The sequence below is a fragment of the Streptomyces speibonae genome (assembly GCF_984686075.1).
This window is the reverse complement of the sequence record NZ_OZ480260.1, coordinates 5,309,244-5,333,086: the sequence shown is the minus strand read 5'-3', so window position 1 is coordinate 5,333,086 and position 23,843 is coordinate 5,309,244. Positions and strand designations below refer to the sequence as shown.

Annotated in this window: 21 protein-coding genes; 10 read left to right on the top strand and 11 right to left on the bottom strand. The window is 72.0% G+C overall.

The window, feature by feature from the left end; translation table 11 throughout:
• Positions 1-103 precede the first annotated feature (103 nt).
• Positions 104-649, top strand: a complete 546-nt coding sequence (locus tag AC5L3C_RS24080; RefSeq protein ID WP_493650788.1) for a hypothetical protein — start codon at positions 104-106, stop codon at positions 647-649.
• 37 nt (positions 650-686) lie between these two features.
• Here AC5L3C_RS24080 and AC5L3C_RS24075 read toward each other — a convergent pair whose 3' ends face one another.
• Positions 687-1,559 (bottom strand): spermidine synthase, encoded by an 873-nt coding sequence (locus AC5L3C_RS24075; protein WP_493650787.1) that lies wholly within the window; start codon positions 1,557-1,559, stop codon positions 687-689.
• A 360-nt stretch (positions 1,560-1,919) separates the two neighbouring features.
• Positions 1,920-2,309 (bottom strand): hypothetical protein, encoded by a 390-nt coding sequence (locus tag AC5L3C_RS24070; protein WP_493650786.1) that lies wholly within the window; start codon positions 2,307-2,309, stop codon positions 1,920-1,922.
• 286 nt (positions 2,310-2,595) lie between these two features.
• Between AC5L3C_RS24070 and AC5L3C_RS24065 the strand changes: the two genes are divergently transcribed.
• On the top strand, positions 2,596-4,035 hold the full coding sequence (locus tag AC5L3C_RS24065) for an NsdA family TPR-like regulatory protein (protein ID WP_493650785.1): 1,440 nt from the start codon (positions 2,596-2,598) through the stop codon (positions 4,033-4,035).
• Positions 4,036-4,286: 251 nt separating this feature from the next.
• On the opposite strand, the gene AC5L3C_RS24060 is transcribed toward AC5L3C_RS24065, so the two are convergent.
• Positions 4,287-4,883: a histidine phosphatase family protein gene (locus AC5L3C_RS24060; protein ID WP_493650784.1), complete on the bottom strand. Its 597-nt coding sequence runs from the start codon at positions 4,881-4,883 to the stop codon at positions 4,287-4,289.
• Positions 4,884-5,066: 183 nt separating this feature from the next.
• On the opposite strand from AC5L3C_RS24060, the gene AC5L3C_RS24055 reads away from it, so the two are divergent.
• From AC5L3C_RS24055 to AC5L3C_RS24040, 4 genes are read left to right on the top strand one after another with little or no spacing between them, the layout of a single operon-like run.
• The gene (locus AC5L3C_RS24055; protein ID WP_493650783.1) at positions 5,067-6,026 is read left to right on the top strand and encodes a phosphatase PAP2 family protein; all 960 of its coding nucleotides are present in this window, start codon (positions 5,067-5,069) and stop codon (positions 6,024-6,026) included.
• On the top strand, positions 5,977-7,119 hold the full coding sequence (locus tag AC5L3C_RS24050) for a hypothetical protein (protein ID WP_493653996.1): 1,143 nt from the start codon (positions 5,977-5,979) through the stop codon (positions 7,117-7,119). Before AC5L3C_RS24055 ends, AC5L3C_RS24050 begins: the two co-directional genes overlap by 50 nt.
• Complete coding sequence (locus tag AC5L3C_RS24045) at positions 7,110-8,711, top strand: hypothetical protein (protein ID WP_493650782.1); 1,602 nt, start codon at positions 7,110-7,112, stop codon at positions 8,709-8,711. Before AC5L3C_RS24050 ends, AC5L3C_RS24045 begins: the two co-directional genes overlap by 10 nt.
• Entirely contained in the window at positions 8,708-10,057 is a 1,350-nt protein-coding gene (locus tag AC5L3C_RS24040) for an AAA domain-containing protein (protein WP_493650781.1), read from the top strand. The genes AC5L3C_RS24045 and AC5L3C_RS24040 overlap by 4 nt, the downstream gene beginning before the upstream one ends.
• Positions 10,058-10,068: 11 nt before the next feature.
• Here the strand turns inward: AC5L3C_RS24040 and AC5L3C_RS24035 are convergent, their stop codons facing one another.
• From AC5L3C_RS24035 to AC5L3C_RS24010, 6 genes are all read right to left on the bottom strand, one after another.
• Positions 10,069-10,767, bottom strand: coding sequence for a GntR family transcriptional regulator (locus AC5L3C_RS24035; RefSeq protein WP_493650780.1), 699 nt, complete (start codon positions 10,765-10,767; stop codon positions 10,069-10,071).
• A gap of 83 nt (positions 10,768-10,850) precedes the next feature.
• Positions 10,851-11,756: an NAD(P)-dependent oxidoreductase gene (locus tag AC5L3C_RS24030; RefSeq protein WP_493650779.1), complete on the bottom strand. Its 906-nt coding sequence runs from the start codon at positions 11,754-11,756 to the stop codon at positions 10,851-10,853.
• Positions 11,757-11,878: 122 nt separating this feature from the next.
• Entirely contained in the window at positions 11,879-12,301 is a 423-nt protein-coding gene (locus AC5L3C_RS24025) for a carboxymuconolactone decarboxylase family protein (protein WP_493650778.1), read from the bottom strand.
• A gap of 107 nt (positions 12,302-12,408) precedes the next feature.
• The gene (locus AC5L3C_RS24020; RefSeq protein WP_493650777.1) at positions 12,409-13,563 is read right to left on the bottom strand and encodes a M20 family metallopeptidase; all 1,155 of its coding nucleotides are present in this window, start codon (positions 13,561-13,563) and stop codon (positions 12,409-12,411) included.
• Positions 13,560-14,768, bottom strand: a complete 1,209-nt coding sequence (locus AC5L3C_RS24015; RefSeq protein WP_493650776.1) for a dipeptidase — start codon at positions 14,766-14,768, stop codon at positions 13,560-13,562. The genes AC5L3C_RS24020 and AC5L3C_RS24015 overlap by 4 nt, the downstream gene beginning before the upstream one ends.
• A gap of 88 nt (positions 14,769-14,856) precedes the next feature.
• A complete protein-coding gene (locus tag AC5L3C_RS24010; protein ID WP_493650775.1) occupies positions 14,857-15,993 on the bottom strand; it encodes a CapA family protein in 1,137 nt (378 codons plus the stop codon).
• 123 nt (positions 15,994-16,116) lie between these two features.
• Here AC5L3C_RS24010 and AC5L3C_RS24005 point away from each other — a divergent pair, with 123 nt between their 5' ends.
• Positions 16,117-16,929 (top strand): IclR family transcriptional regulator, encoded by an 813-nt coding sequence (locus AC5L3C_RS24005; protein ID WP_493650774.1) that lies wholly within the window; start codon positions 16,117-16,119, stop codon positions 16,927-16,929.
• A gap of 21 nt (positions 16,930-16,950) precedes the next feature.
• Here the strand turns inward: AC5L3C_RS24005 and AC5L3C_RS24000 are convergent, their stop codons facing one another.
• Positions 16,951-17,871 (bottom strand): polysaccharide deacetylase family protein, encoded by a 921-nt coding sequence (locus AC5L3C_RS24000; RefSeq protein ID WP_493650773.1) that lies wholly within the window; start codon positions 17,869-17,871, stop codon positions 16,951-16,953.
• Complete coding sequence (locus AC5L3C_RS23995) at positions 17,871-19,196, bottom strand: MFS transporter (protein ID WP_493650772.1); 1,326 nt, start codon at positions 19,194-19,196, stop codon at positions 17,871-17,873. Before AC5L3C_RS23995 ends, AC5L3C_RS24000 begins: the two co-directional genes overlap by 1 nt.
• 117 nt (positions 19,197-19,313) lie before the next feature.
• Here AC5L3C_RS23995 and AC5L3C_RS23990 point away from each other — a divergent pair, with 117 nt between their 5' ends.
• From AC5L3C_RS23990 to AC5L3C_RS23980, 3 genes are all read left to right on the top strand, one after another.
• Positions 19,314-20,402, top strand: coding sequence for an NADH:flavin oxidoreductase/NADH oxidase (locus AC5L3C_RS23990; protein ID WP_493650771.1), 1,089 nt, complete (start codon positions 19,314-19,316; stop codon positions 20,400-20,402).
• A 61-nt stretch (positions 20,403-20,463) separates the two neighbouring features.
• The gene (locus AC5L3C_RS23985; protein WP_493650770.1) at positions 20,464-21,264 is read left to right on the top strand and encodes an alpha/beta fold hydrolase; all 801 of its coding nucleotides are present in this window, start codon (positions 20,464-20,466) and stop codon (positions 21,262-21,264) included.
• Between the two features lie 313 nt (positions 21,265-21,577).
• Positions 21,578-23,821: an ATP-binding SpoIIE family protein phosphatase gene (locus AC5L3C_RS23980; protein WP_493650769.1), complete on the top strand. Its 2,244-nt coding sequence runs from the start codon at positions 21,578-21,580 to the stop codon at positions 23,819-23,821.
• The last annotated feature ends 22 nt before the right edge of the window (positions 23,822-23,843 follow it).

Sequence of the window (23,843 nt, the reverse complement as noted above, 5' to 3'; positions counted from 1 at the left end):
ACCGTACGCCATGGGGACGGGCCCTCGTCGGGGCCTGTGGACAACTCCGGACACCTCCGTGGGCACGACACCGGTGGGGCTCGTGGGGCAGTATGGGCCGACGATGCGCAGAGGACTCGTACACGTACTGGCCTGGCTGCTCGCCACGGGCGCGGCGGTCACGCTGTCGTGGTGGGGCGTCAGCACCGTGATGGAGGGCACCGCCTACGACCCGCCCCGTGCCCTGCCGATCGCGGCGGCCGAGGAACAGTCGGAGGCGCTGTCGTCGGCGACGCACCGGCCGCCCGCGACGCCCACGAAGGACGCCGGGAAGTCACGGGAGCCGTCGGAGAAGCCCGGCAAGGAGAGCCCGAAGCCGGATCCGGAGCCGACCCGCGGCAGCAGCCCGCCCGCCACGTCCCCGCCCCCTTCCCCTCCAGCCGCCTCGGGCGAGGTGAAGGCCTATGACACCAAGGGCGGCCGTGCGGTCTTCGACCTCGGCGAGGCGTCCGCCTCCCTGGTGTCGGCGACCCCGGGGGCCGGCTGGTCGATGCAGGTGTGGCATACGGAGTCGTGGATCCGGGTGGAGTTCACCTCGGGCGCGGACCGGGTGTCGGTGTTCTGCACGTGGCACGACGGCCCGCCGCGGGTGGAGATCGGCACGTACTGAGCCGCTGCCGCCGCGGAACTCGGCGGGGTCGCGCGGTTCAGCGGAAGACGGACGCGGGCGGTGCCGGTGACGCGACCGCCGCGAGGTCCGTGACGGGGAGGGCCCCGCCGGTGAAGTCGAGGAGGTCCCTGCCGTGCTGGACCCGGCCCGGGTGCGGGTCGGAGGCGGCCCGCCGGGTCAGCTCGGCGACCGGCAGAGGCGCGTCGGAGGCGACCAGGACCGCGTTGCCGAAGCGCTTGCCGCGCAGCACGGCGGGGTCGGCGATCAGCGCGAGCTCGGCGAACCGGGCGGCCGCGGTGGCGATCTGACCGCGCAGATGCGCGAGCGGGGGCCCGTCGGCGAAGTTGGCGGCGTAGATCCCGCCGGGGGCGAGGGCCCTGCGGACGTCGTCGAGGAACTCCGTCGAGGTCAGGTGGGCCGGGGTGCGGGCCCCGCTGAACACATCGGCGACGACGAGTCCGGCCCAGCCGTCCGGCACCTTGGCGAGCCCCTCCCGGGCGTCCGCGGAACGCACCCGGATCCGGGCCCCGGCGTCCAGCGGCAGCTCCCGCCGGACCAGGTGCACCAGGGCCGCGTCGCGCTCGACGACCTGCTGGGTGGAGCGGGGGCGGGTGGCCGCGACGTACCGGGCCAGGGTGAAGGCGCCCCCGCCGAGGTGCACGGCCCGCAGCGGCCTGCCGGGCGGGGCGGCGAGGTCGACGACATGACCGAAGCGGCGTTGGTACTCGAAGGAGAGGTACGACGGGTCGTCCAGGTCGACGTGCGACTGCGGGGCACCGTCGATCAGCAGCGTCCAGGCCCGCGAGCGGTCCCGGTCGGGGATGAGCTGGGCGAGTCCGCCGTCGACGTCCTCGGTGACGGTCTCCGCGCCGCCGCCCCGTCCACGCCCGCCGCTCCTGGTTCTGCCCATGCCGTCATTGTCCCAGGCACGCGCGGCCGGCCGCTCTCCGGTGGGCCGGCCGCGCGGGGCTCACGTACACCCGGCCGCGCGGGGCCCACGTGCAGCCTGCCGCGCGGGGCCCACGTACAGCCGTCCGCGCGGGGCCCACGTACAGCCGTCCGGGCGAGGCCCACGTGCAGCCTGCCGCGCGGGGCCCACGTACAGCCGTCCGGGCGAGGCCCACGTGCAGCCTGCCGCGCGGGGCCCACGTACAGCCGTCCGCGCGGGGCCCACGTGCAGCCTGCCGCGCGGGGCCCACGTACAGCCGTCCGCGCGGGGCCCACGTACACCCGGCCGCGCGGGGCCCACGTACACCCGGCCGCGCGGGGCTCACGTGCGGCCGTCCGCCGCCTCGATCATCCGCTGGGCCTCGCCGAGCGCCTCGCGCAGCACGGCGGGGTCCGTCGCCAGGTCCGCCTCTCCGGGCGGCAGCAGCCAGTCCGATCCCTCGACCGGCGGCTCGGGGGTCAGCCGCAGTCCCCGGCCGTCGGTCTCCCTGCACGTGCTGCCCGGCACGTCCCAGGCGGCGGCCGTCCCCGGCGGCACCACGAAGCCGAGCGTGGCGCCGCCGCCGTCGTGCAGCACCGGGCCCACCGCGTCGCCGGCTCCGCGCCGCAGGATGTCGACCGCCTCCAGGCCCTGCCGCGCGGGCACCGTGACCACGTCACAGTCCGTACACGGCAGTTCTAATGGATCGTCGCTCCGGCTGGTCGTCGTCATCCCGGCCTCCACCACACGAGTCCCTGTTGAAACGAACGGGTCGGGAGTCGGGCGGGCTCCCGGTCCACAGAGTTCAACGAACCGGGCTGTCAACGGCTACGGCTGAAGTCCGCCACAAAGGATGGCACTTCATGGCAGATCACGGATGACATATCCGTTTTGTAGCCAAACTACGCGTGGTGACTCCGTCACAGCAGGTACGTTCATGCCCGCCGGAAACAGGGTGGCACTCGGACAACTCGCCCGGTTCCGGCATGGTTCGACGGTTCGCAGAGAGGACCCGGCCATGGCGTCGTCAACGGTGCCCTCGTCCACGCCCCCTCGGCCACCGCGGCCGAACCTCGTCTTCCGGCAACTGCGCGGAGCGCGCTCGCCGGCCGAGTTCGCCGCGGCGGTACGGAGGGCCGCCCGCGAGATCGGCGAGCGGGTCAGCTGTGACGCGCGGTACGTGCACCGGGTGGAAGCGGGCGAGATCCGCTGCCCCAACTACGCCTACGAACGGGTGTTCCTGCACATGTACCCCGGCCGCACGCTGACCGACCTGGGCTTCGCGCCCCGCTCGTCGGTCCGCGGGCGCCGGGCACGGGCCGCGGGGGACGCGCCACAGGCCCGGACCGACGGCCCGGCGAACGCCACGAGTGAGAACAGCGGGGCGTACGAGCCGTATGAATCGCTGGACAGGTACGACACGTACGACCCGCACGACCACGAGGAGAGCGACGTGCTGCGTCGCGCATTCATGACCGGCGGAGGCGCCACGGTGGCCGCCGCCTCACTGAGCCCGTACGGGTTCGCCTCCGACGCCTCGGCGGCGCAGCGCGCCGTGCGCCGCGCGGGGGCGAGCGACGCGGGCGCCCTGGAGGAGGCCGTCCGCCGGATCCGGCTGCTGGACGACCGGCACGGGGCGGACGGGCTCTACCGCCGCGCGGCGGCGCCGCTGCGTGCGGCGTACGCGCTGCTGGACGCGGGGACGACCCGGCAGCGGACCGCGGACCGGCTGTACTCGGGCGCCGGGGAGCTGGCCATCTCGGTGGGCTGGCTGGCGCACGACTCGGGCCGCTTCGACGACGCCCGCTCGCACTACGCGGAGGCGCTGGCGACCTCACGGGTGACCGGGGACGCGGGGCTGGAGGCGCACGCCTTCTGCAACACGGCGTTCCTCGCGCGGGACGCGGGCCGGCCCAGGGAGGCGGTACGGGCCGCGCAGGCGGCCCAGCGGGTCGCCCGGCCACTGGGCTCGCCCCGGCTGCTGTCGCTGCTGGCGCTGCGCGAGGCGGGCGGCTGGGCGGGGCTCGCCGACCGCTCGGGGTGCGAGCAGGCGCTGGCCCGCGCGGCGGCGTACTTCGAGCGCGGCCCCTCGGAGGCGGACCCGGAGTGGATGAGCTTCTACGGGGAGGCCGAGCTGGAGGGCCTGGAAGCCCAGTGCTGGTCGACGCTGGGTGACTGGCCGCGCGCGGCACGGCACGCGCGGCGCGCGGCGGAACTGCAGGACCCGCACTTCACGCGGAACATCGCGCTGTACACGGCGGAGCTGGCGGACGACCTGGCCCGCGGCGGCCGCCCGGACGAGGCGGCCGCGGCCGGCTTGCGGGTGCTGGACCTCCTGAACGACGTCCAGTCCTCCCGGGTCCGCACGATGCTGGCGGGCACGTCCCGCGTCCTCCTCCCCCACCGCCGCGCCTCAGAAGTCTCAGCCTTCCTGGACCGCCACGCGGCGTCGTCCTGACCGGCTGCGGGCAGCCGCGCCGCCGCAGCTGCGGGCAGTCGTGCCTCCCCCAGTGCCTCAGGGGCCTGGGAGGTACCCCCAGGGCGGCACGGGTGGGCGGTGGGGGTACCTCCCGCTCGAGCGAAGCCGAGAGTGGGGGAGGAGCCGAGAGTGGGGGAGGCACCCCGTAAACGCCGGGCTGCGCACCACCCCCCGCCCAGCCCCCACAGGGCACCCCGCACACAGGCCCCGCCCAGGCAAGGCACGCCGCCTCACACAGCCAGGTGCCCCTGCTCATTCCACGACTCGATCGCCGGCTCCCCGTACGCCCACCCCAGCACCGACAGCGACGTCGGATTCAACCGGATACGCCCCGCGAACGACAGCGGCAGCCCCAACCACCGCGCCCCGATCGACCGCAGGATGTGCCCGTGCGCGAACACCAGCACATCCCGCTCCGCCCCCCGCGCCCAGGCCACCACCTCATCCGCCCGCGCCGCGACCTCCGCCAGGGACTCACCCCCGGGCACCCCGTCCCGCCAGATCAGCCACCCCGGCCGGGCCGCCTGTATCTCCCCCGTCGTCATCCCCTCGTACGCCCCGTAGTCCCACTCCATGAGCATGTCCCAGCTCACAGCCCGCTCACCGAACCCCGCCAGCTCACAGGTCTCCCGCGCCCGCACCAGAGGGCTGGTGCGCACCTCGACGCCGGCCAGCCCGTCGTACGGCGCCCGGTGCAGCCGCTCGCCCAGCAGCTTGGCACCCCGCCGTCCCTCCTCCAGGAGCGGCACGTCCGTCCTGCCGGTGTGCTTGCCGGACAGCGACCAGGCCGTCTGTCCGTGCCGGGCCAGCAGGATGCGCGATGCCATGGGACACCTTCCGTGAAATTCGCAGGCGGGAGGCCCCCATCATCGCTCACCCTGGTCATGGGCAACCCGGGGGGAGATCTTTGCGTCTACCTGAGCCAAGGGCGTCTCACGGGGAACGCGCACACACCGTAGAGTGGCTGGCCGCCGACAAGCGGCGCGCGAGGACGAAGGGGGAGCGATCGGATGCCGCACACCGAGACACCGGGCACCGAGGCGGTCCCGGCGACCCGGCTGCGCTGGTGGACGGAGCTGCCGCTCATCCTCCTCGTATACGCCTGCTACTCGGCGGGACGGCTGGTCGTCCGGGGTGACGTCGCCGACGCCGTGGACCACGGCCTGGCGATCCTGCGCATAGAGAAGGCGCTGTTCCTCAACGCCGAGCACCCGCTGAACCGTCTCTTCACCCGGGAACCCTGGATAGGCATACCCGCCGACTTCTGGTACGCGTCACTGCACTACCTGGTGACCCCGGCGATCCTCATCTGGCTGTTCCGCTCCCGCGCGGTGCACTACCGCGCTGCCCGCACCTGGCTGATGACGTCGACGTTCATCGGCCTGATCGGTTTCACCCTGCTGCCCACCTGCCCGCCCCGGCTGCTCGACGCGAGCCACGGCTTCGTGGACACGATGGCGCACTACAGCTCGTGGGGCTGGTGGGGCGGCGAGGCCAGCGCCCCGCGCGGGCTCGGCGGCATGACCAACCAGTACGCGGCGATGCCGAGCCTGCACGTGGGCTGGTCGCTGTGGTGCGGCGTGATGCTGTGGAAGTACGGCCGCACCCGCTGGGCGAAGACGGCCGCGGTGGTCTACCCGCTGGTGACCACGATCGTGGTGATGGGCACCGCGAACCACTACTTCCTCGACGCGGCCGCGGGCGTCGCCGTCATGGGCGCGGGCCTGCTGCTGGCCCCCCTCGTGATGCGGCACGCCGACCTGGCCAAGACCCGCGCCCTGCCCCGCTTCGCCCGCGTCTCCGGGGACTCCTCCGGCACCCGTTCCCCGATTGTCAGTGGCGGATGGAAGACTTCCGCGGGTGAGCGAATTCCACGGCAGCGACACCCCGAGCCGCGGTACGGACCAGCGGCCGAACCGGGTGCCTCCCCCTCGGACGCGGGAGAAAGCGCTCCGGCACCGGCTCGCTGAGCTGCGCGGCCCGGAGATCCCGGCCAAGGCGCTGGACGCGCGCGCCCTGGCCGCCCTCGCCGCCAACCCGGGCTGCAGACGGCGCGCCATCCTCGACGGCGCAGGGGTGAACAAGGCGGCGCTGGCGAGCGCGCTGGGCTCCCCCTCGGTCTTCGGCCAGTCGCAGTTCGCGTTCGTCCGGGGCAACGCGTTCGAGGCGAAGGTCAAGGCCGACGGCGGTACGGAGCTGCTGCGCCTCGCCCACGAGAAGCTGGACCGCGCGGCCGAGCCGCCCGCCGACGCGCGCGTGCCCGACCTGGCCGCGCAGGGCCCCCGGGGCCGCACCGCCCGTACGGAGCTGGCCCTGCGCGAGGCCGCCGAGTCACCCGGCGCCTGGACACTGCTCGACCACCCGATGCTGACCCTGGACGTCGCGGGCTCCCCCGCCTTCCTGGAGCCCGACGCGGTGGTGGTGCACCCGGACGGCAGCTGGACGGTCGTGGAGATCAAGTCGTTCCCGATGCTGGACGGCGCCGCGGACCCGGCGAAGGTCGGCGCCGCGGCCCGCCAGGCGGCGGTGTACGTCCTGGCCCTGGAGCAGGTCGCCGCGCGGCTCGACCCCGCCCCGCGCGTGCGGCACCGCGTCCTGCTGGTGTGCCCGAAGGACTTCTCCAACCTGCCGGCCGCGTCCGCGGTGGACGTGCGCAAGCAGCGCGCGGTGACCGCCCGCCAGCTGGAGCGGCTGACCCGGATCGAGGAGATCGCCGACACGCTCCCCGAGGGCACGTGCTTCTCGCCGGAGCTGCCGGCCGAGCGGCTGACGGAGGCCGTCGAGTCGGTCCCGGCGACCTACGCACCCGAGTGCCTGTCCGCCTGCGAGCTGGCCTTCCACTGCCGCGACCGGTCCCGCGCGGCCGGCGCGGTGACCTCCCTGGGCCGTCCGGTCCGCGCGGAGCTGGGCGGTCTGACGACGGTCGACGACGTGCTGGCGGCGGCCCGCGGAGAGTCCGGTGACCCCGACGACCCGGCGGTGGCCGCGCTGCGCAGAGCGGCGGCCCTGCGCGCGGAGGCACTGGGCACGGCCCACGCCCCGGAGGTGGCTCCTTGTCCCTGATCGCCACCCTCGCCCGCCTCGAGGCCGTCAGCACCGGCCGCGCCCAGCCCGCCGCCACCGTCCGCCACCGGCACCTCTCCGCGCGCCCCCTGGTGTTCGTCCCGCTCACCACCGCGGGCGAGGCGGGCGCCCCGCTCGGCGCGCTGGTGGGCACCGACCGGGACGCCCCCCGCCTCCTGGTCGTGCCGCAGCCGCGCGACCGTGACCTGCGGTTCGCGTTCCTGGCCGAGCTGGCCGACGTGGTGCTGCCGTACGTGGACTCCTTCGCGGACGCCGTGGAGCCCGCCGAGCGCAGCGAGACCGACCCGGAGACCGGCAAGCGGGTCAAGGTCGAGGTCGAGCTGTGCGCGGACGCGCCCCAGCTGATCGTGCCGAGCCGGGCCGGCGTCGACCTCGTACGGCTGCTCGGGCGCTCCACGCGGTTCCGGCGTACGGCGGAGCAGGACCCGGAGGCCCCGTTCCCGGCGCCGCCCCGGGTGCCGCTGCTCGGCCGGTGGCTGACGCACTTCGGCGAGCGGGCCCGCGTCCCCGGCTCCTCGCTCCTGCTGGCCATGACGGACGTCCTGGCCCGGCACTGGGCGACGGGCCAGTCCACGCTGGAGGACCAGCACCTGGGCGCGCTGCTCGCGTGGATCTCCCCGCCCGAGGGCCGTTCGGGCGCGGAGGCCGCGCAGGAGGCGGAGCTCGCGCGGGACGCCGACGGCCAGCTGCGGTGCCCGCCCGCGGGCCCGGCGACCGACCCGGCCTTCGACAACAAGCTCCTCGCCCCGGCGATCGAGCGCTACGACCGCGCCCGTACGGCGCTCGCGGCGGCGGAGGACGGCCTGGAGGCCGACGACCGCCTCGGCGCCCTGACCGCGGCCGAGCGGGAGATCCGCGCGCTGGTGGAGAGCCGCACCCGGCCCACCTGGGACGCGGTGTGGCGCGGCGTCGACCTGCTCCGCGGGCTGCCGGAGGGCGCGCGCGTCGAGGAGCGCTGGACGCGCGACCGCTGGTCGTTCACCGGTCACCGGGACCGGGTCGTGGCGGGCGAGCCGCCGCAGCCGCGCCGCGACGACGCGGTCACGGCGGCGAACAAGCTCGCCACGAGGGAGCGCGAGCAGGCCCGGCTGGAGGCCCAGGAGGCGCTCGACGACCCGCTGGTGATGGCGGCGCGGCGGCTGTCCGGGGAGGCGTTCGCGGGCGAGGTGGTGGACGTGGTGATGGCGTACAGCGAGAGCAAGCGCCCGAGCCCGCGCCCGCTGGTCACCGTGCGCACGGACGACAGCCCGTATGCCGGCGAGCGCGTGAAGGTGTACCGCTCGCTGGGCGGCAAGCCGCAGACGGCGGAGTTCGTCGGCTACGAGGACGGGCCGGAGGGCGGACTGCTGATCCTGCGCGTCCTGGACAAGATGGGCCGGGGCAAGGAGCCGGAGGGGGGATCGGTCCCCGAGAAGGGCGACCACGTCTGCTTCACCCTCTTCGAACACGAACCGCGCGGCGGGGCGAAACTGCCCGACCCGGAGGAGACCCCGTGGACCCATGGCGGCCCGCCCGGTGAGGAGGCCGCGCCGGAGCCCGCCGACCCGGTGACCGAGGAGGACGTACTGTGACCGCCCCTGCCGAGGAGACGGCGCCCCACCCCGGAGCGGCGGCGACCCGCGCCACCGACGCGATCCTCCACGACACGCTGCACGGCACCGCGCGCGGTGTCGTCGTCGACTCCCCGCCCGGCGCCGGCAAGTCCACCCTCGTCGTACGCGCGGCGCTGGAACTGGCGGAGGCGGGCCGCCCGCTGATGGTGGTGGCGCAGACGAACGCGCAGGTCGACGACCTGGTCCTGCGCCTGGCCGAGAAGAGCCCCGACCTGCCGGTCGGCCGCCTGCACAGCAGCGACAGCGACCCGTACGACAAGGCGCTGGATTCACTGGACCAGGTCCGTACGTCGGCGAAGGCGGCCGACCTGGCCGGACTGCCGGTCGTGATCTCCACGGCGGCGAAGTGGGCGCACGTCAAGGGCGTCGAGCCGTGGGGCCACGCGATCGTGGACGAGGCCTACCAGATGCGCTCGGACTCACTCCTGGCGGTGGCGGGCCTGTTCGAACGGGCGCTGTTCGTGGGCGACCCGGGCCAGCTGGACCCGTTCTCCATCGTGGGCGCGGAACAGTGGGCGGGCCTGTCCTACGACCCCTCGGGCTCCGCGGTGACCACCCTCCTCGCCCACAACCCCGACCTCCCCCAGCACCGCCTGCCGGTCTCCTGGCGCCTGCCCGCCTCCGCCGCGCCCCTGGTCTCCGACGCCTTCTACCCCTACACCCCGTTCCGCAGCGGCACGGCCCACACCGACCGCGGCCTCACCCTCTCCGTCCCCTCCGACGGCACGGGCCCCGACCGCGTCATCGACGAAGCGGCCGCATCCGGCTGGGGCCTCCTGGAACTCCCCGCCCGCCACACCCCCCGCACGGACCCGGAGGCCATCGGCGCGGTGGCCCTGACCGTCCGCCGCCTCCTGGACCGCGGCGGCGCCACCACCTCCGAACGCTCCCCCGACCCCACCTCCCTCACCGCGGACCGCATCGCCGTCGGCACGGCCCACCGCGACCAGGCGGCAGCGGTCCGCGCGGCACTGGCGGACCTCGGCGCAACGGACGTGACGGTCGACACGGCCAACCGCCTCCAGGGCCGCGAGTACGACGTCACCGTCATCCTGCACCCCCTCTCCGGCCGCCCCGACGCCACCGCCTTCCACCTGGAAACAGGCCGCCTGTGCGTCCTGACCTCCCGCCACCGCCACGCCTGCATCGTCATCTGCCGCGAGGGAGTCACCGCCCTCCTGGACGACTACCCCTCCACGGAACCGGTCCAGCTCGGCACCCTGGTCAAATTCCCGGACGGCTGGGAAGCGAACCACGCCGTCCTGGCCCACTTGTCGAAACACCGGGTGCGCTGGCAGCCCTGACGGCCCCCGGCTCAGCCGACGTCGGTTCCTTCGTCCCCGGAGAGCTGTGCGGCGAGCTGGGCCAGCGCGGTGGCAGCGGCCTTGCGGACATGGGTCTCGCACGCCGCACGCGCGGCGTCGGCATCACCGCGCACGGCGGCGGCTCGGTGGATGGCGGTGAGTTCGCGGACCGTCTCCGGCTCCCGCCCTTCCGCCTGCAGGGACAGCCCGCGGAGCATCTGCACGCGGGCATGGATGCCGCGCAGGGTCGATTCGACGATCGGGTTGCCCGCTCCGGCGATGAGGATGTCGTAGAACTCGTCCTTCATCGCGAGCCGTTGCCTCAGGTCGGCCTCGCGGTAGGTGCGGGAGAACCGGTCGACCACCGCGCCCATCCGCTGCCGCTGTTCCGGCGTGGCCCGCTCGGCGAACAGGGCCCCGGCCAGGCCCTCCAACGCGCATCTCACCTCGTAGAGCGCCTCGGCGTCGGAGGCCGTCAGTTCGGTGATGACCGGGCCGCGGTGGGGCACCATGGTCACGAGTCCTTCGGACTCCAACTGCCGCAGGACCTCACGGATCACGGTTCGGGAGACCTCGTACCGGGCGCACAGCCGCGCCTCGACGAGCCGTTCCCCCGGCGCGAACTCCGCGGCGAGAATGTCCTGACGGAGCACTTCCAGCACCTGGGTACGCAGTGGCGCGGCCACACGCTCCACCCGTTGCCGTGCCATGCGACACCTCCCGTCCGCTTTGCCGATACCGGGCCATCATACGGTCATACGGCACCTCCGGCGGGCAGGTCACCGCAGCGGTCTCACCGCCGGGTCAGGTCGACACCCGTCACCTGCGCCAGATGGCGGGCGATCTCGGACTGGTCCGGGTTCTCGCCGTCGAGGCCGGCGAGTGCGGCCCGGCAGACCTCGACGCAGGCCTGTGACACCTCGGGGGACAGGTCCAGTGACGTCGCCAGGTCCAGGGCGGTGGTGATGTCCTTGACGGTCAGCGGGAGCGAGAACCCCACCCGGAACCGTCCGTCCAGCACCTCCGGTCCGATCTTGACCTCGGTCGACTGGTTGCGTCCGGTGGACCGGTTGATGACGTCGAGCATGGTCCGGGGATCCAGTCCGAACTTGGCTCCGGCGGTGAGGACTTCGAGCGCACCGACCAGACCGATGGCCGACAGCAGGTTGTTGAGTGCCTTCAAGGCGTGCGCGGACCCGGCAGGGCCGACGTGCGTCACCGACGTGCCCATCGCGCGCAGGAGCGGAAGCGCACGCTCGTAGTCGTCGGCGGGACCACCCGCCATGATCGTCAGCTCCGCCGTGGCGGCCTTGCGCGGACCACCGGAGACCGGCGCGTCGACCATCCCCACCCCGCGTTCCCGCAGCTGCTCGGCCAGCTGCTGCGTGACGCGGGGTGCCGAAGAGCCCATGTCGACGACGAGCGTGCCCGGATCCAGACGGCCGGCGAGGCTGTCGGGGTCCTTCGGGTCCCCGAGCACACGTTCCACGATCGTGCTGTTGGGGAGCATCAGGACCACGACACCGGCGCCGGCGGCATCGTTCGGACTGCCCAGCGCCGCCACGCCGTCGAATCGGGCGGCCGCGTCGAGCGCCGCGGGGTCCGCGTCGTACACCGCCACCGGCACGGAACGTGCCAGATTGCGGACCATCGGTCGGCCCATGGCGCCCAGGCCGATGAAGGCAACTGTGTCCGTCATGTCAGGTCTCGTTTCGTTGTCGGTCCCGGATAGGAGGGGAAACCGGCGGCCCCGGCGCGGAGTCTTCGGGGGCGCCGTCGGCGTGGTGATCGGCGCGGGTGCCGCCGGTTTCCGGAAGGGCGTCAGGCGGCGGCGCCCGAACCCCCTTCGTGCGCCTTCACGGTCGGCTCGAGCCCGTCCGCGCCCACGACCTCGCACCAGGCGTCGAACCCGGCCTGGAAGGCCACGATTCCGGCTTCGGGCAGGCTGATCTCGATCGCTTCGAGGATTTCCTGGGGAGTGACCCCCAGGTCGAGAGCGACCCTGATGTGGCTCTGGATGTGCCCCTTCGCGGCACGCATCACCGTGAGGCTGACGATGAAGATGAGCTCCTTCGTCCGGCGGTCCAGCGTGCGCTGATCGAGATAGGCGGCGCCGACGAGGCCATTGGCGGCCTGCAGCACGGGAAAGTCGTGCTGGGCCATCACCTTGTGGTAGTCGAGGACATAGCCCCGCTTCCGCACCATCTCGTCGATGTACTGCTGTGCGCCCTCGGCCTTGGTCATGGGGACTCCTCCATCGTTGGGTAGATTACGGTAATACCGTAATACGGTGCAGGCTTGCGATGTCCGGCACCGGGTCTTTTGATCACGTCCGTGGGCTCCGGGCGGCGTCAGGAGCCCAGCAGCCGGGCGCGGACGGGCTCGGACTGTGCGGCGTCCGCGATGGTGAGCGCCATGGCCAGGCCCGCGTCACGGACGAACCGGTCGCCCTGCGGGCCGCCGGCGGCCGCCGCGAAGGCGGCGGTGTGGTTCCCGGACTCGGCCGGGAGGTCCGCGAAGGACAGCATGGGGTGCAGTGCGGGGATCCGCAGCGAGACGTTGCCCATGTCGGTCGAGCCGAACATCTTGCCGTCCGGGTAGTCCGGGAAGGTCCTGCCGAGGGCCCGGGCGTTCTCCTCGAAGAGGGCGGCCAGATCCTGGTCGTGGCGGAACTCGCGGTAGACGGAGGGGAGCAGTTCGTACTCCACTTCGGTCCCGGTGGCGACGGCCCCGGCGTCGAAGCACCGTCGTACGCGCTCCCAGACCTCCTCGACCTCGGCGATCGTGTCACAGCGGATCATGCAGTCGACCACGGCACGGTCGGCGATGACATTGACAGCCGCCCCGGCGTCCCGGACGAGGTGATGCACCCGGATACCGTCCTGCAACTGCTGGCGCAGCAGTCCGATGGCGGTCTGGGCGACCACTGTCGCATCGGCTGCGTTGAGCGCCTTCCACGGCCGCGACGCATGGCCTCCGCGTCCCGTGTAGGTGATCCGCCAGGACAGCGAGGCGCGCAGGTGCGGCGTGACCACGTCCTTCAGCTGCGGATGCGCCATCATGGCCGCGTGGGTCCGGTCGAAGACGCCCCGGTTCACCATGATTTCCTTGCCCGTCCCGCTCTCTTCGGCCGGGGTGCCGAAGACCCGCACCGTCAGCCCCAGTTCGTCGGCGAACGGGGCCAGCGCCAGCGCGGCGCCCACGGAGGCCGCGGCGATGACGTTGTGGCCGCAGCCGTGACCGATGTCGGGGAGCGCGTCCATCTCCGCGCACAGGCCGAACGCCAGGTCACCGGAGCCCGCCGAGGCCACGAACGCCGTCGGCAGGTCGGCCACGCCCATCTCCACCGTGAAGCCGTTGTCCTGGAGAACCGTGATGAGCGACGCCGCCGTCCGGTGTTCCTCGAAGGCCAGTTCGGGCGTGGCGTGGATGGTGTGCGAGAGGTCCGTGACCAGGGTCAGGTTTCTGTCGTACTCGTCCTTGATGCGCTCGGTGATATCGGTCATCGCCACACCTCATTCAGCAGTCGGAGAATATTGCCGCCCAGGACGGCCTTGATGTCGCTGTCGCTGTAGCCGTGCTCGACGAGCCACCCGGCGACGTTGCGGAAGGTCTCGCTCGGGTTCTCCATGCCGTCGACATGGGCAACCCGCTCGTAGCTGACGTCGCCGGGGTCCGTCATGGCCGTGAGGCCGAGGTTCGCACCCGTCGCGTGGTGGAAGCCCACGTGATCGCCGTAGAAGCTGTCCGGTCCGAAGGCGACGTGTTCGATACCCATCAGGTCGACGGCGTACTGGAAGTGGTCCATCACGGACTCGATCGTGTGCCGCGGATGGCTCCTGGAGACCGTGGTGTGCGGGGCCGCCTCGATACCGAGGACGCCTCCTCGTTCGGCGCATGCCTTCAGAACGTCGTCGGACTTCATCCGCGGGGTGGGCCAGACCGCGCGGGCGCCGGCGTGGGTGATGGCGACCGGCTTGGACGACGCCTCGATCGCGTCCAAGGAGGTCCGGTCACCGGCGTGGGACACGTCGATCAGGATGCCGAGGGCGTTCATGCGCCGCACGGCCCGGCGGCCGAACGTCGTCAGACCCGCGTCACGCGGCTCCTTCTGTCCGCCGCCCAGCGTGTTGGAGTCGGCGTAGACCAGGCCCATCTGCCGGATGCCGAATCCGTAGAGCACGTCGATGCGGTCGAGCTCGTTCTCGATGGCGCCGGCGGACTCGGTGCCCAGGACGAAGGCGAGGTCGCCGCCGCGTTCGGCGTCGAGGATGTCCTGGACCGTCCGGGCGACCACCACACCGTCCTGGTGTGCCAGGTCCGCCAGGCGCATGCCGAGCGCCGTGGTCAGGTCGTCCCACTTCCAGCCCGACGGTGTCGTGGACCCGATGGCACCGAACAGGTTGTCGAAGAGAGCCGTCAGGCCGGACGTGCGCAGTTCACCGAAGGCCGTGAACTCCCGTTTGGTCCGCAGATACGGGAAGGTCTCCGCCGGGTCGGCGGGAAGCATCTGCGGATGCTCGTGAAAACTGATGATCACGTTGTCCGCGAGCAGCCGATCGACCCGTGCCGTCTGCGCCTCGTCCAGGGCGGCGGCGAAGGTGCTGCGCCGGTGGCCGGGGTCACACAACTCGACGGCCGGAAAGTCGACCCCGCGTTCCGCATAGGGGAACGACTCGTAGTCGGACGGCTTGGCGACAGGGCTGGGCATCTGCGACGACCCCTCTTCCGGGCGCGTATCGACGCGATCTGGGCTGGCGTACCCCTTATCGTTCTGCACAATAGCACGGCGTTCTGCATTACGGCACAGATGCGCCCGCCGCCCGACGCCGGACCGATCCGTCGGCGTCCACCGTGACCGAGGGATCGAGTTCCTTCGACGCCTCCGCGAACCGGGTGAGGATCGACCGCGCGACCTCGGGCCGGGGGATGACCGGCTGGCTGTCCGCGTCGAGTTCGATCGGTTCGAGACGCAGACCCGGCTCCCCGGTCCCGTCCAGCCGCACATGGAACACCGCGCTCTCGTACCACGGGCCCCGCAGCAACGCCGGCCGGTAGGGCGGTGCGGGGTGGGCGTCCTCCTTCACGGCCATGGAATCCGGACCCCAGCCGTCACACCAGTCGAAGACGAAGTTGCCGGTCGAATACAGGATGAGTCCGTTGCGGTAGTACTCGACCGGGTGCAGGCAGTGCGGATGGCTGCCGATGATCAGGTCCGCACCCGCCTCGACCAGCCGCCGTGCCAGCGGACGCTGGTACTGCGCCAGCGGCCCCTGGACATCGGGCAGATAGCAGAAGGGCACGCCCCAGTGCAGGGCGACGGCGACGACGTCATGGCGCTCCTTGGCCTCGCGGATCACGGTCTCCGCGGCCCTGACGTCCGGCTCATGGGCGCTGGAGTGCACGAAGGGCGGCGTGCCGGGCGTCTCGTCCAGGAAGGTGCTGTCGAACTCGAAGCTCTGGCGCACACGGATCGCACCGATTCCCGCCCGGTCCGTGGTGGCGTTGTAGCCGAGCGGAAGGGCCGAGCAGAAGCTGAAGAAGGCCAGCGTGCTGTCGCCGACGGACACCACACGCGGCCGGCTCGCCTCCGCGGCCGACTCCCCGAACCCGGCGTGCATGACTCCCGCGGAGTCCAGCGCACGCACGGTGTCGCGCATGCCGGCGACCCCCCAGTCCAGAGCGTGGTTCGTGGCGAGCGAGACGAGATCGAAGCCGAGCTCCGCCAGTTCGGCCGCGCCCGACGCCGGCGCCCGCATCGCGACCAGCTTCTCCGCCCGCACGCCGGACTGCGTCAGGGGTACTTCCAGGTTGCCGATCGTCAGATCACCGGCTTTCAGGAGTCCGAAGGTCGAGTCGCCCGGTCGAGCCGGCTCCACCGTCGGACGCCTTGGCAGCCCGGACACGACGACGTCTCCCACGATAGTCAGGTCCATGACACTCCGTTCTGTAATATGGCACGACGTGCCGAATTGTAGTCCACTTGAGAGCGCTGTGGCCAGCACCTGTGCCGCCATGCGAGATGCCCGTGCTATGAGTGTTAGGATCACAGTCCACTCGTGACCAGGCGAAGAGGCGGGGGAGACGTGACCGCGCAGGACAGGTCGAGCAGCGGCATCAGGTCGATGAACAGCGTTCTCAGCACACTGCGCGTCCTCGAAGAGGTGTCCATGCGCCAGCCGATCGGTGTCTCGGAGCTGGCACGCGTGACGCAGATACCGAAGAGCTCGGTCCAGCGGTGCCTGGTCACCCTCCAGCAGGCGGGATGGCTGCGCATCGTCGACCGGCAGCAAGCGCGCTGGGGCGTGACGATGAAGGCCCTGGCCATCGGTCTGCGAGCCGCCGGAGAGCAGGACCTTCGCGATCTGGCGATGCCCGTCGTCCAGCGCCTGGCCGAGGACACCGACGAAACCGTCCACCTGGGCCTGCGCGACGGGGAGGACTACGTCATCGTCGCGACCCAGGAGAGCACACAGGTGGTCCGCGTCTCCCTCGATGTCGGTACGCGGGTGCCGCTGCGGGCCACGTCGGCGGGTGTCGCGATCATGTCGCACCTGGAGCCCGGTGACGTGGACGAACTGCTGAAGCGAGAGCTCAAGGAGTTCGCCAACGCTCCCGTTCCGGGCCCCGAGGAGATCCGCGAGGAGGTCGCGCGGGCGGCCGGGCGCGGGTACGCCGCCCACGTGTCGGGGTGGTTCCGTCCGCACGTCGCGTCCATCGCCGCCGCCATCACCGACTCACCCGGAAACCCCGTCGCGGGAATCACCCTCTCCATCCCGCAGATGCGCTACGACGACACGCAGGAGGAAGCCCTGGCACGGCGGGTCGTCGAGGCCGCGGATGAGGTCAGCTCACTGATCTCATCCGCCTGACCGCTGCGGGGGCGCCCTCGCCTAGCCGTCCAGGCCCGCCGAGAGCCGTACATGGTCGGCGATCTCACCGTGCGTGGCGTACCACACGCCGTCGTGCGCCTTCATGTGCTCGACCAGCTCGCGCAGCATGAGCATCCTCGAACGGTGGCCGATGATGTGCGGATGGCACACCAGCTGGAAGACGGCCCCGTCGGCGTAGGCCGAGTCGAACTCGTCCTTCATGATCTCGACCCAGTCACGGGGTGCCATGTAGGGCCGGTAGGGGCCGTACCGCGTCATCATGAAGTACGGCGCGTCGTCACGTATCCACTCCATGGGCACTTCCACGAGCCCCGTGGGCCGGCCCCGGAAGAGGATCTCGTAGGGCATGTCGTCGGCCATGAGTGACGAGTCGTACCTGAATCCCAGGTCCCGCAGGATCTCCACCGTGGCGTCGGAGAAGTCGGCACTCGGCGTTCTGATCCCGGTCGGCCGCTGACCGACGAGGTTCTCCAGGACGTCCAGACTGCGCCGGGTCAGGAGGCGCTCGTCCTCGGGGCTCAACAGCGCGTTCCGCTCGTGGATCCAGCCGTGCGCACCGATCTCGTGACCCGCCGCGGCGTAGTCCTTGGCCTCCCGCGGGTGGAGCAGCGCGGACACCGCGGGGATGAAGAACGTGGCCGGGATCCGGAATTCGTCGAGAAGCCGGAGGATCCGGCGCGATCCCACACGCGACCCGAACTCTCCCGCGGCCAGGGCGCCGGGGGAGGTTTCCCCGTCGCGCAGCGGGATCGTTTCGTGGTCGGCGTCGAAGGAGAGCGCCACGGCCGCCCGGGCTCCGTGGGGCCACCTCGGCGGTGTGAGGTCACGCCCGGCACGGACGCGCTCGGCGTGTCCCCGCCATGTGGCCTCGTCCCACTGCCACGGCTGCTGCCCGGTGGGCGCCTCGTGTGTCGCATGCATCAGTCGAGTGATCCCTTCTTGGCGCCGTCCGGCATCGTCATGATCGTGACCATGCCGATCAGGGCCGAGGCGACGATGTAGATCCAGATCTTGTCCTGGTGTCCCATGCCGGCCAGCCAGGAGGTGAAGTACGGTGCGGTGCCGCCGAACAGCGCGACGGCCGTCGCGTAGGGAAGTCCGGTTCCGGTCGTGCGCACCGAGGTGGGGAAGAGTTCGGCGTAGACGGCGGCCAGGTTCGCCGAGCTGCCGACGAGCAGGACGACGCCGACCGCTTCCACCAGCAGCAGCGTCCAGAAGCCGCCGCCGTCGAGCAGGGCATAGGCGGGCCATGCGAAGAGCGCGAAACCGACCAGGAAGAACATGAAGGTGGGGCGTCTGCCGCGACGGTCGGAGATGATCCCGCCGAAGGGCAGCAGGACGATGAACAGGATGACCGCGAGGGAGTTCGCGAGGAGCGCCTTCTCCAGGTCGAGGCCGTTGGTGGTGCTGGCGTAGCCCGGCATGTTGGTGATCCACAGGTAATAGGTGACCGTGCCGGGAACGGTGATCCCCACCACGCGGAGCATGCTCAGCTTGTGCTGGGCGAACAGCGTGGCGACCGGCCGGTGCGTCGCGCCGCGCCGCGCCGCGTCGTCGAAGTGCTGACTCTCCTCCGTGCGGACTCGCAGCCACAGGACGACCAGGCCCAGGGCAGCGGCGATCGCGAAGGCGATCCGCCAGCCGAACGTCTCCATCTGCTCGCCGTTCAGCACGGAGGTCATGGCGAGGGCGAGCAGCGAGGCCAGCAGGATGCCGGTCGCCGTCGACACCTGCTGGAAGGACCCGGCGAACGCCCGCCGTCCCGGACCCGCGTTCTCGACGATGTACGACACGGAACTGGGCCACTCCCCGCCTGCCGAGAAGGCCTGGACGAGCCGGGCCACCAGGAGCAGCAAGGGGGCGAACACGCCGACCTGTTCATAGGTGGGTGAGAGGGCGATGGCGAGTCCGCCGAACGACATCAGGCTGATGGTCACCGTGAGGGCCTTCTTGCGGCCGTACCGGTCGGCATAGGCGCCCAGGACGAGGCCGCCGAGCGGACGCATGAAGAATCCCACGGCGAAGATCGCCAGCGTGGACAGGAAGGCCGTGGCGGGATTGCCCTTGGGGAAGAACTGGCCGGCGAAGACCGGGGCCAGCGATGCGTAGATCCCCCAGTCCAGGTACTCGACGGCGTTCCCCAGCGCGCCGGCGAAGATCGCCTTCTTCTGTTGACGGCCCATCGCGGCCGGGCGGGCGCCGTCCTGGGCCTGCTCGGCCGTGACGGTGTGCTTGTCGATTGACACGTCGGCCTCTTTCCTTCGTAGTGGACCGCGGATTGGCACGGAGTATCATGCTGCGGTACGGTGCTGTCAATATGCCGTACTACGGTCATACGCACTGCGTGAGAAAGTGAGTCCAGCGTGTCCAGCACAGAACTTGCGGGCCCGGAAACGACCCCGTTGCGGATCCGGGACGTCACGATCCCCAACCGCGTGTGGATGTCCCCCATGGCCCAATACGCCGCGGGAACCGACGGGAAGCCGACCGACTGGCACCTCGTGCACTACGGCTCCCGTGCCGTGGGCGGGGTGGGCCTGGTCATGGTCGAGTCCAATGCCGTCGGTCCGCTGCACCGGACGACAGCCTCCGACCTGGGGATCTGGAACGAGGACCAGGCCGCCGCGCACCGGCGCCTGACCTCGTTCATCGCCGGGCGCGGTGCCGTCCCCGCGGTTCAGCTGCTGGCCGCGGGCAGGAAAGGGTCACACCGGGTGCCCTGGGTGGGCGAGGGGCAGAACGGCCCGGTGCGTGCGGACGACGGCGGCTGGGACCTCATCGCGCCGTCGCCGATTCCCTTCGGCGACCTGAGCACTCCACGGGAAGCCACCCACGCCGACCTGGACGAAGTGGTCGAGGCGTTCGCACAGTCGGCCCGGATGGCCCATCTGGCGGGATACAAGATCGTCGAGCTCCACGCGGCGCACGGATACCTGTTGCACCAGTTCCTCTCCCCGCTGTCCAACCACCGCACGGACGAGTACGGCGGAAGCCTGCAGAACCGCATGCGTCTTCCGCTGCGCGTGGCCCGCGCCGTCCGCGAGGCATTCCCGGACGGCAAGCCCGTCTTCGTCCGCATCACCGCGACGGACTGGATGGAGAACGGCATTACCGTCGACGAGGCGGCGGCCTTCGCCAAGGAGCTGGCGGCAGCGGACATCGACCTCCTCGACGTCTCGTCCGGCGTGCTGGTCCGGGACTTGGAAGCCCGCCCTCCACAGGAGGACGGAGTCAACGTAGGGTCTGCCCACACCCTGAAGAAGGCGTCGGGCCTCCCCGTGGCCCCGGTCGGGCAGATCGCCGACCTCACCCTCGCCAGAAAGGTCGTGGCCGACGGCCGGGCGGACGCCGTCCTGGTGGGCCGCGCGTTGCTCCGTGACCCCTACTTCGCCCTGCGCGACCGCGCCGGCGACCCGGCGGCCTGGCCGGTCCAGTACCACCGGGCCCTGTGACACCGAATTCTCCAGCCGCGAAGCCAGACCTCCCGCCCGCACGAAGCCGAGAGGAAACCCGATGACGAACAGAAAGAGCGCCGACCGTGAGGTCCGGCGCGGGAACGACACGACGATCCGGTACACGGTCAGCGGTCCGGACACCGGCCCCACCATGGCCTTCGTCCACGGCTGGGGCTGCAACCGCACCGACTTCGGAGCGATCGCGCGACACCTTCCGGAGCACATCCGCGTCCTCGCGATCGACCTCGCCGAGCACGGCGAGTCCCGCTCCACCCGCGAGGTCTGGACGATCAGAGAGTTCGCCCACGACGTCGAGGCCGTGCTGGCGGCCGAGTCGGTGACCGGCTGCGTCGTGATCGGGCACTCCCTCGGCGGCGCGGTGGCCGTCGAGGCCGGCCGGATACTCCCCGAGACGGTCACGCAGGTGGTCGCCCTCGACGCCCTGCACTACCTCGCGCTCTTCCCCGCCCAGGACGAGAAGACGACCGAGGCGCTCCTGCGGCCCTTCCACGAGGACTTCGGCTCCGCGGTACGCGGCCTGGTCGAAGCCGGGTCGCCGGCCGGCACCGACGAGGCACTGAAGGACGCCTACTTCGAGAAGATGGTGGCCGTGCGCCAGCCCGCGGGCCTGCGCTCGATCGAGGGCCTGGTGCACTGGGACATGGACGCCGCCCTGGCCGAGGCCAAGCAGCCGATCACGGTGTTCGCGGTGCGTTCCATCCTCTCCCAGGAAGCCGTCGACCGATACGGCGGGCGGATCCGCATGGTGCCCGTCGACCTGGGAAGCCACCACTACCACGTCGAGGCGCCCGAAGGCGTCGCCACCCTGCTGACGGATCTGATGGCCGGACTCGGCTGAGCTCCGCCCGCTCCCCTCGACCGCGGTGAGCCGGGTTCACCGACGCGCGGTCGCCTCCGCGCGATGCCCATGCGACGCACCCGCCGCATGGGCATCCGGCGTCGCTGCGGACGGGACGCTTCCCGTGGACCGCGGCCGGCTCGCGCACGGTCCGCCCGCCCGGCCGGGTGCCGCTCGCCACCCGGTCGCACGACGGCCCCGGTAAGCAGCGGGACGGCCGTCGCGGGAGCGCGGAGGACGCGCCCCCGGCGCTACGCTGACCTGAAGGAGAAAGGAGAACCGCGGTGGCGTCCGCCGCGCGGTTCGTCGGCGCATGGATGCCACGGATCCCCCCGAGGCCCTGAGCTCGCCGCTTCGCCCCTCCGGTCTGGCGGAGCGGGACGAAGCACTGGCCGAAATCGTCCGGCGGTGCCTGCATGACCTGAAGGCGTCGTCGGTCGCCGTCTACCTGCCCGCGGAGACCACACCGACACTGGACGCCGCCGTGCTGGCCGTGTCACCGCTCGGCGTGGCCGCTCTCGAGCGCGTCGCGCTCGACGACGACATCTACGCCTCCGCGGCCGCCTACCGGTCCGGCGACGTGACCACCCGCCGTTCTCTCGACATCCAGGCCAAGCACCCGGAAGTGGCGGTCTCGCTGGCGATCTCCATCTCCTTCCCCTCCACGATCACGGCCGTGCCACTGCACCACGGGTCACGCCGGTTCGGAACCCTCACCGCCTTCTGGCCCGAGCCCCACCGCGCCCTGCCCGACGAGGACAGGGCCTATCTGCTCCGTACGGCGGATCTGCTCGCGCGCCGGCTGCACGACTTCGAGGCCAAGGGCGTGTCGATGGCGCCGGCCCCGCTGCCCCTGGTCGTCTCCGCCGAACCGCCGCGGGCCGACACGGACGCGCCGCCCTTCGGCCTGTTCGCCCCGCGCACCGCCCCGCTCGTCTACCACCTGCACAAACTCGCCCTTGTCCTGACCGCGGCGACGCACACGAGGGAGGCCACCACCCGGGTGCTCGCACACGTCACGGCCGCTTTCCGGGCGCGGGCGGTCTCCATGTGCCTCATCGAATCGGACCGGCTGCGGCTCGTGGGTGCGTCGGGCTGCTCACGGGAGTATCTGCGCTCGCTCGACGGCCTGCCCCTGAGCAGAAGCGCCCCGGAGACCGACGCCATCGCTCAGCGGCGCCGTCTCGTCCTGCCCGGGACGAGCGAGGCCGCACGCGGCAGGCTGCTGGAGACGCGGCGGACCGACACCGGTGACGGCGACTGCACCTGGGTGGTGCTGCCGCTGATGACCAGCGATCGCGTCGTGGGCGTGGGTGCGCTGGGGCTCGGCGCCGGCAGCCCGGACGTCACCGACGCCCAGGCGGTGCTCATGGCCCTGTCGACCCTCCTGGGTGAGACCTACGAACGCACCCGGCTGTACGACGCGCAGTACGAGCTCGCCCAGAAGCTGCAGCAGACTCTGCTGCCACGCATGCTGCCCCAGCCCCCTGGGGTCCTCGCCACCAGCAGGTATGTACCGGCCGTGGACGGGACCGATCTCGGCGGCGACTGGTACGACCTGGTCAGCCTGGCCGACGGCAGCGTGGCCGCGGTGGTCGGGGACGTCCAGGGCCACAACACGACGGCGGCCGTGGTGATGGGCCAGTTGCGCAGCGCGGTACGTGCCTACGCCACGGAGGGGCACGATCCCGTCACGGTGCTGTGCCGCGCCAACCGGCTCCTCCTCGACCTGGAGACGGGCCTGTTCGCCAGGTGCTGCTGCGTGCTGCTCGACCCCGCAGGGAAAACGATCCGCATCGCGGCCGCCGGCGGTCCTCCGCCCTCCCTGCGCACCGCCGACGGCCACCCCCTGCGGGCGGCGGTCGACATCGGGGTCCCCCTCGGCGTCCAGGACAACCCCGACTACCGGGCCACCGACGTCCCCCTGCGGCCCGGTACCCTGATCGCCCTCTACACCGACGGGCTGGCGCACACCGACACCGACCTCGCCCACGCGCTGGACCACCCCACCGCCGGCACGGCGTACGGGGAACTGGAGACACTCGCCGACCGGATCATCGGCACCACCCTGGGACCGCGTTCCCGCCGTGACGATGCCGCCCTGTTGCTCCTGCGCTACGAAGGCCCCCGGCACGAAGCACGGGCCAATGTGCGCCAGTACGCCATCCAGCGCCGCGACCTTCGCGGCGTCCACCGTGTACGGGAGCGGCTGCGGTCCTGGCTGGCCGCGTGGCATCTGTCCGACCTGGCCGACACCGCTGAGCTGCTCGCCTCGGAGGTCGTCACCAACGCCCTGGTGCACGGGGACAGCGACGTCCATGTCCACGTGCGGCGGTACGACACCTTTCTGCGGGTGGAGGTGCGCGACAGCGACCCCCGTCCGGCCGAGCCGGTGACCCTGCCCCGGTTGGAGGACCAGGCCGAGGGCGGCCGGGGTCTGCTCATCGTCTCCGCGCTCGCGTCCGCATGGGGCAACTCGCCCAGCGGACGTGGCAAGACCGTGTGGTTCGAGCTTCCGGTCTCCGCCGACGAAGCCCTGGCGCGCGCCTCCGTCTGACGGCTGCCCGACGGCTATGGCT